This is a genomic window from Streptomyces sp. NRRL F-2664, assembly GCF_000719345.1.
GTDB lineage: Bacteria > Actinomycetota > Actinomycetes > Streptomycetales > Streptomycetaceae > Streptomyces.
The window spans coordinates 1-6107 of sequence record NZ_JOFX01000104.1 but is presented as its reverse complement, the minus strand read 5'-3'; the positions used below and the strand labels follow the sequence as shown (position 1 = coordinate 6107).

2 protein-coding genes and 3 pseudogenes are annotated in these 6107 nt (G+C 64.4%); 3 read left to right on the top strand and 2 right to left on the bottom strand.

What is annotated here, in order from left to right:
• Positions 1–388: 388 nt before the first annotated feature.
• Both IF89_RS46520 and IF89_RS49855 read right to left on the bottom strand, forming a co-directional pair.
• The gene (locus IF89_RS46520) at positions 389–1618 is read right to left on the bottom strand and encodes a hypothetical protein (protein WP_158718063.1); all 1230 of its coding nucleotides are present in this window, start codon (positions 1616–1618) and stop codon (positions 389–391) included.
• Positions 1619–2037: 419 nt separating this feature from the next.
• Positions 2038–3224: pseudogene (locus tag IF89_RS49855) on the bottom strand (IS256 family transposase); the annotation flags it as partial.
• Between IF89_RS49855 and IF89_RS48410 the strand changes: the two are divergent.
• From IF89_RS48410 to IF89_RS48405, 3 genes and pseudogenes are all read left to right on the top strand, one after another.
• Positions 3215–3626 (top strand): annotated as a pseudogene (locus tag IF89_RS48410) (PP2C family protein-serine/threonine phosphatase); the annotation flags it as partial. The pseudogenes IF89_RS49855 and IF89_RS48410 sit on opposite strands and share 10 nt — an antisense overlap.
• A gap of 571 nt (positions 3627–4197) precedes the next feature.
• Complete coding sequence (locus IF89_RS0133955; RefSeq protein WP_030776435.1) at positions 4198–5121, top strand: hypothetical protein; 924 nt, start codon at positions 4198–4200, stop codon at positions 5119–5121.
• Positions 5122–5414: 293 nt separating this feature from the next.
• A pseudogene (locus IF89_RS48405) lies at positions 5415–5791 on the top strand (DDE-type integrase/transposase/recombinase); the annotation flags it as partial.
• Between the last annotated feature and the right edge of the window lie 316 nt (positions 5792–6107).

The window sequence follows — 6107 nt, the reverse complement described above, 5'->3', positions numbered from 1 at the left end:
AGCGGTCAGGCCCCCACCCTTCGGATAACGCATACCACCGGGATACCGCAAGGATCATGAACCGTCACCACCCGACGACAACCCGCAAAGCTCAGTAACTGCATGAGGTGTCTTTCCACGCGATAGCCGAGGGAAGAGGTCCGCGTCAGGCCGGGGGATCCGCGCTCGCAGTCTGTGGTTACGGCGTGTGTCTCCTCCCTGTTTTCGTCGTTCTGCGGGAAGGAGTGCTCGCTGACCTTTGGGAGGCATGTGGCGAATGATCGGATCGGATCGGACTGGCGCAGGTGCCGGCGGAGGCCGCTGCGCCGGTGAACTCCCTCGACGTGGCGGCGCGCAACCTGCGCGACCGGTTCGGCGCCCATTATGTCGGGGGAGCCTAACACCCTGCCTATCCCACGCAGTTGGGCACGCTTCCGGCGGGGATGCAGTTGTTCGGAGTGTTCGCGGTGACGATGCTCCTCGTCAGGTTTACATTGCCATTTTCGTTCGCAATGCCGCCGCCATTGCCCGCGGTGTTATCCGTAATGCGAGTCGATGTAATATTCGCGGTATTGGTTGTTCGGATGCCGCCACCCGCACCCGTGGCCGTGTTGTACACAATTCGGCTGCGGTCAAGGGTGAGCGGGCCGTCCGTGTTGATGCCGCCACCCACTCCCCTTCCGTTCGCGTGATTGTATGAGACCTCGGTAGAAATTAGCTGGACAGTGCTGGTGACATCTCGGTTGTCGATCCCCCCGCCAGCGGTTCCGGTAGCGATATTGCGCGTCACCGCACCGGACCGCATGGTCAATTTAGCGTTCGCGCTGGATTGAAAAATCCCTCCTCCAGTTTCTGCCCTGTTCTGCGAGATGCTCGTGCCCGTGAAATCAGCCGTACCAAAATTCGTCACCCCGCCCCCTCCGCCTACTGCCTGGTTTCCACTGATGGCTCCACCCCTGACAGTCAGGGTGCCTGAAACGGCGTTCTCAATCCCTCCCCCGAAGAAGCCGCTCAGATTCTGCTGAAAGACAGTGTTGCGAATACTCGCAATCCCGGTGTTGTGGAGGGCGCCGCCGTCTCCGGTTGCCCGGTTTTGATAGAAAGTAGAATTTTGTGTTTCGAGTCGCCCGTCATTCAAAATTCCACCCCCAGCGTTAGCGGAGCCGTTTCGGATAGTGGTATTATTTAGGCTGAGGAAGGAGTTGGGGGTGTTTGCTACGCGAATCAAGCGGAACTGGGTCTCCGCGGCGCTTGAGCGAATAATGGTCGCATCGCGACCGTTGATCACTACCGGGGACGTAATCGCTGGAAGGCCGTCCTCTGCCCCCCCGTGATTGGTGGTGATGACGTAATTGCATCGGGCAGCTAGGTCGATAGTTCCTCCTCCGTCATTGTTGGCACTGTTGATCGCCGCGACGAGCGCTGCCTCGTTGCAAGCGACGCTGATCCGATGGTTGGATCCGCTTGGGTGCTGGTGCTTCGGAGCGGCCGCTGCAGCTCCTTGGTTTCCGACGGCAGCCATAGCCACAAAAACTGCCGCAACCGCATATCCATTTTTGGTAAGCAACTTGTTTTCCCGTCTCTCGGTGATGAATTTCTGACCACCCGCCCGTGTGTAGCGGGGTCGCGAAGCGTCCATGATCGCACTCAAAGTGAGTCACATCGGAGGTCGACGCGCACGTCCGACTACGTCAAAAGAGGGTTGGGGGGCGCGAATTTGGGGGCAACGGCACTGTCAACTTGTCGGACGCTTGATCGTCTGACGCTGTGTTGGGGCCGAGTGAGGGCCGGTGGCCTCTCGCTGCATCGGCCTGTAGGTGACCCAGTACTCGCGCGAACCGGTTGGCCTCCGTGGCCGAGCCCCGAGCGTGTGGCTGGCCCGCCAGCGTGCTCTGTATCGTCCTCGTACAGCTCGAGTCCGCGGAAGTGCGTGGTGAACTGTTGCCAGGGCAGAAGACTGCCCGCGGCGATCAGCCGGTCGCGGCGGCCCCCGAATACCGAGAGCGCAACAGGCAGCGGCTCGGGCCAGGGTCATGTCCCTGGTCGTGGTGTAACTGGTCATTCTGTGGTGTCGGGCAGGTTGGTTTCGGTGTCTGTGTAGAGGCCGTCCATGCTTTCGGTGGAGGGGTAGCGGCGGGGGAAGGCGTCCATTCGTCGTGGAGCTCGACGATGGCCGCGGTGGCCGGACGGCTGGCGGCCGCAGTGTCGGGGAAGGCCTGGACGACGTCTGAGCGTCGCTTGATCTCGCGAGCGGGTTGGTCGACTGGGTCTTCTTTCAGTGCTGCGGGAAGTCGGCGAATGCGGTCAGGTCCTCCTTCGCGTCGGTTGGAACGGCCTTGGCTTTGGGGAGCTGCTTTCCGGGCATGTCGGCAGCGGTGTCGTGGTGGGATCGGACCGTTTCGGCGGCGGGCTGCGCGAAGAGGGCGCGGATGGTCGCGGCGGCCATCTCCGCGGAGCCCTCGGGGGTGAGGGCGAAGGCGTTGCGGACGAAGAGGGCGCGGCAGCGCTGCCGGGCGGCACCGGTCATGACGCGCGGCAGCGCTGCCGGGCGGCACCGGTCATGACTTTGCGGATGGCTTTGGCCAGGCCGCTGGGGCTGTCGGAGATCACCAGGCGAACGCCGGTCAGGCCGCTTTCCCGCAGGTGGCGTAGGAATGGGGACCGGAAGACCTCGGTCTCGCTGTCGCCGACCGTCACAAATGCGACTTCGCGGCCGCCGTCTTCGGTGACGCCGGTGGCGGTGACGGTGGCCTGGGAGGCGATTCTGTGTTCCACGCGCGCTTTGGCGTAGGTCGCGTCGGGGAAGGCGTAGGGGGGACCGGACGTGGTCGAGGGGGCGGGTGCGGGACACGTCGGGCTGTTCGTCGGGGCCGGCGCAGATCCGCGAGGCCTCCCTCTTGGATATGCCGGTGTCCGAGCCGAGGGCTTTGACCAGGTCGTCGGCGGACCGGGTCGAAACGCCGTGGACGCAGGCTTCCGTGATCATGGCGTAGAGGGCCTGGTCGATCCGGCGTCGGCGTTCGAGCAGGCTGGGGAAGAAGCTCCCTGCCCTCAGCTGGGAATCGAGAGCTCCAGGCCGCCGGCCTGGGCGGCAGCCGCCTTGTCCCGGTGTCCGTTGCGCCAGCCGGTGCAGGACTCGGTCCGCTCGCGCCCCACTCTGCGCCGCTCCCCGCAGTGGCCTCGGCCTCGATCAGTTCCTGCAGCAGGCGCTCGGCGACCTGGCGGACGAGCTCAAGGCCGTCTGCTCATCGTCACCGGCCAGCTCCTGCGCATCGCCCTCGGCGGCACCAGCGCCCAGCTCGTCAACGCCGGCCACCCCTGGCCGTACCGGCTGCGCGACGGCACGGTCACCGAACTCGCCCTCGCCGTGAACATGCCCTTCGGCGTTCCGATACAGGGCGCCTACCGGGCAGAACCTCGACCTGCGCCCCGGCGATCGGCTCCTGCTCCACACGGACGGCATGCAGGAACGCGAGGCCGAAGCCGTCGACCTGCCCGGCCTGCTCTGCAAGACCGCCGACGACCACCCCCGCGAAGTCGTATGCCTCGTCGGCGCGGTATCCGACGCCTACGAAGGCCGGCCGCCCAGGGACGACGACACCGTCCTATGCCTCGACTGGCACGCCCCCAGGCCACCACCTCCATGACCATCTGAACCCGGACAGGGGGAGCCGCGCATGGTCATCATGCCGGTTTCAGAACTCCACCCCGGAGCCTGACCCGACAGGGCCCTCTGGCTGTACCGCACATGCCACGCACGCGTCGACGGGGAAGGCTATTCGGTGCCAGGCCCGGAGGGGCGGTCAAGGAGGCCATTCCCGAGTGGTTCTCACCCCGCGCCATTCGAGCCGATGCTTGCCCAGGCCGCCGAGTACCTTCCCGGCTCCGGCGTCCTGGCGAGCGGCTTCGCGGCGGAGCAGAAGTTATGCAGGGGTCCTCCGATCGGGTCGGCTGATCGGTCAGGGGTATCTCCACCACCCCGTCGGCCAGCTGAGGGACACCGTTCCGGTTCCTTGGTGCCCACGATTGGGGGAGGCATTCGGTCCCCCGGGCAGTTGACTCGTCGGGCGGCGATGCCGGAAAACTCGGTCTGTGTACTGCGTGATGGAAAACGCGAAAATGCCCAGTCTGGGTTTCGACATCTCCTGCCCATAGGAGATCCCCCGGTCCCGAAGACTTCTTGCGCCTGCAGGGAGACACCCTCGACGAGGAGAATCCGTGAAACTGTCCACCAAGCTTGCCGCCGTCTTCCCGGCCGCGGCCATCGCCGCGACGTGTTTCGTCGCACCCGCAAGCGCCGCCGACACATCCGAAGCGGGCCAGTCAAGCACCACCGCCGCCGGAGACGTATATGGGACCCACCTGATCAACGAGAAGCGCGCGCTGCACGAGGACACTCCTCCGATCAACCACAACGGGACCGCGGCTTTGGTGGTCGCCAATTCTTGCCTTACAAGCCAGTTTTACGACAAGACGCCAAACGGGAGGTCCTTCATCACGCAGTCGGCCACCGATCTCGACGATGCTAAGCGGCAGGCTATCGATTACTGGTACGACCAGCGATCAAACTATGACTATGAAACGGGGGGATCTACCGGCGAGACCACTGACTTCCGGCGGATGATGGCGAAGGGCCTTATCGGTGTCAGCATTGGGGCCAAGGCGTGCGGTGCAACGACCCTGGGGAACGTCAAGGGTTGGTGGGTCGTGGCCGACTACGCTCCGCTCGGCACCGGTTCCAAGGATATCGGGAAGCCTCTTCCAATCCTTCCTTTCCAGGTGTGTAACAGGAGTCAGTACCGGCTGAAGCTGACGTCGGCGGATCCGGGCCCCATGCCGACGAGCCCGGCCCTTCCCTGGGACGGGGAGTCGGATCCTGCCGCCGCGTGCAAAGCTGCCCTGCTCGCCCACACGGTGAATGTCGATATCAACCGCAGCGCAACCTATAAGTACGATGTCGAGGAGATCGTGCAAGACGTCGACAACCCGTACAAGAAGGTCGGTGAGGTGGCGCTGACCATGAAGCGGGATGGGGCCGGCAAGCCGTCCTACACGTTCACGCCCGTCGAAGGCTTCACCGGGCTGAAGGTCGCCCAGTCCAGCCAGCCCGGCAGTGAGGACCTCATCGTCCAGAGCGCATGACAGTTGCTGTCCCCAGGGCTCGCCGAGAGGGCCTGTTGATCGTGTCGGCGAGCCAGTGAGGTCCGGAGTGGAACCGGACGTGCCGAAGCTCCGTCGGGTACCTGCATCCGTCCGCTGCCTCCGGAGTGCGGAATTTCGGGGTGGTCCAGCCCAGAGTCTGCTTCGCGAGGCGGAAGGTGTGCTCCGGATCGAAACGTCGGAGGAATGCCTGCCAGAGCGGTCCACATCATTTGTCGCCGGGCCGCGGACGCCGTCGGCGCAGGCTGTTGGCGTAGGTCTGGCCGAACTTCCGACAGGCTGCGGCCAGGCGTTTCTTCCGCTGGCTCCTCACCTCCACCGGGCAGGTGACCAGGGTGATCGTCACCGACAAGCTGAAGTCGTACGGGGCGGCGCATCGTAAGGTGATGACGGTGAGCACCGTGCGCACAAGGGTTCGAACAGCCGGGCGGGGAACTCTCACCAGCCCACCAGGCAGCGGGAACGCGCGATGAAGGGATTCCGTAGCGTCGGCGGAGCACAACGGTTCCTGTCCGCGTTCACCGGGATCTCACCCCATTTCCGACCTCACCGGCACCTCATGAGCGCCGACCGCTACCGCTTCGAAATGAGGGTCCGTTTCCCAATCTGGGACCAGATCACCGGCGCCGCCGACGTGCCCTCCGAAGCCTGAGCAACCAGCCGCCAACGGCTTCCTCACACCCCCAAACGATCACCCCACCGACAACGTGACAGCACCCCCGTGGAACTCCGGCCACGTCGAAGGCGCCGTCAACCGCATCAAGATGCTCAAACGGCACATGTTCGGACGTGTCGGCTTCCCTCTACTCCGCAAGCGCATCCTTCTCGCTACGCTCCGCAATCACCAGAGAACCTAGCCTCGCCGTTTGACTTGGGTACGGCCTGCTATGGGGCGGAAACGCGAAAGTGCCTTCCTGAGCTGCAACGATGAACCTTGTTGGGGGGTTCTGTCGGTCCAGGGGGAAGGC

Excerpts from the sequence above, each read along its gene's own strand:
- IF89_RS46520 (WP_158718063.1), bottom strand. The coding sequence starts at position 1,618 with ATGGACGCTTCGCGACCCCGCTACACACGGGCGGGTGGTCAGAAATTC.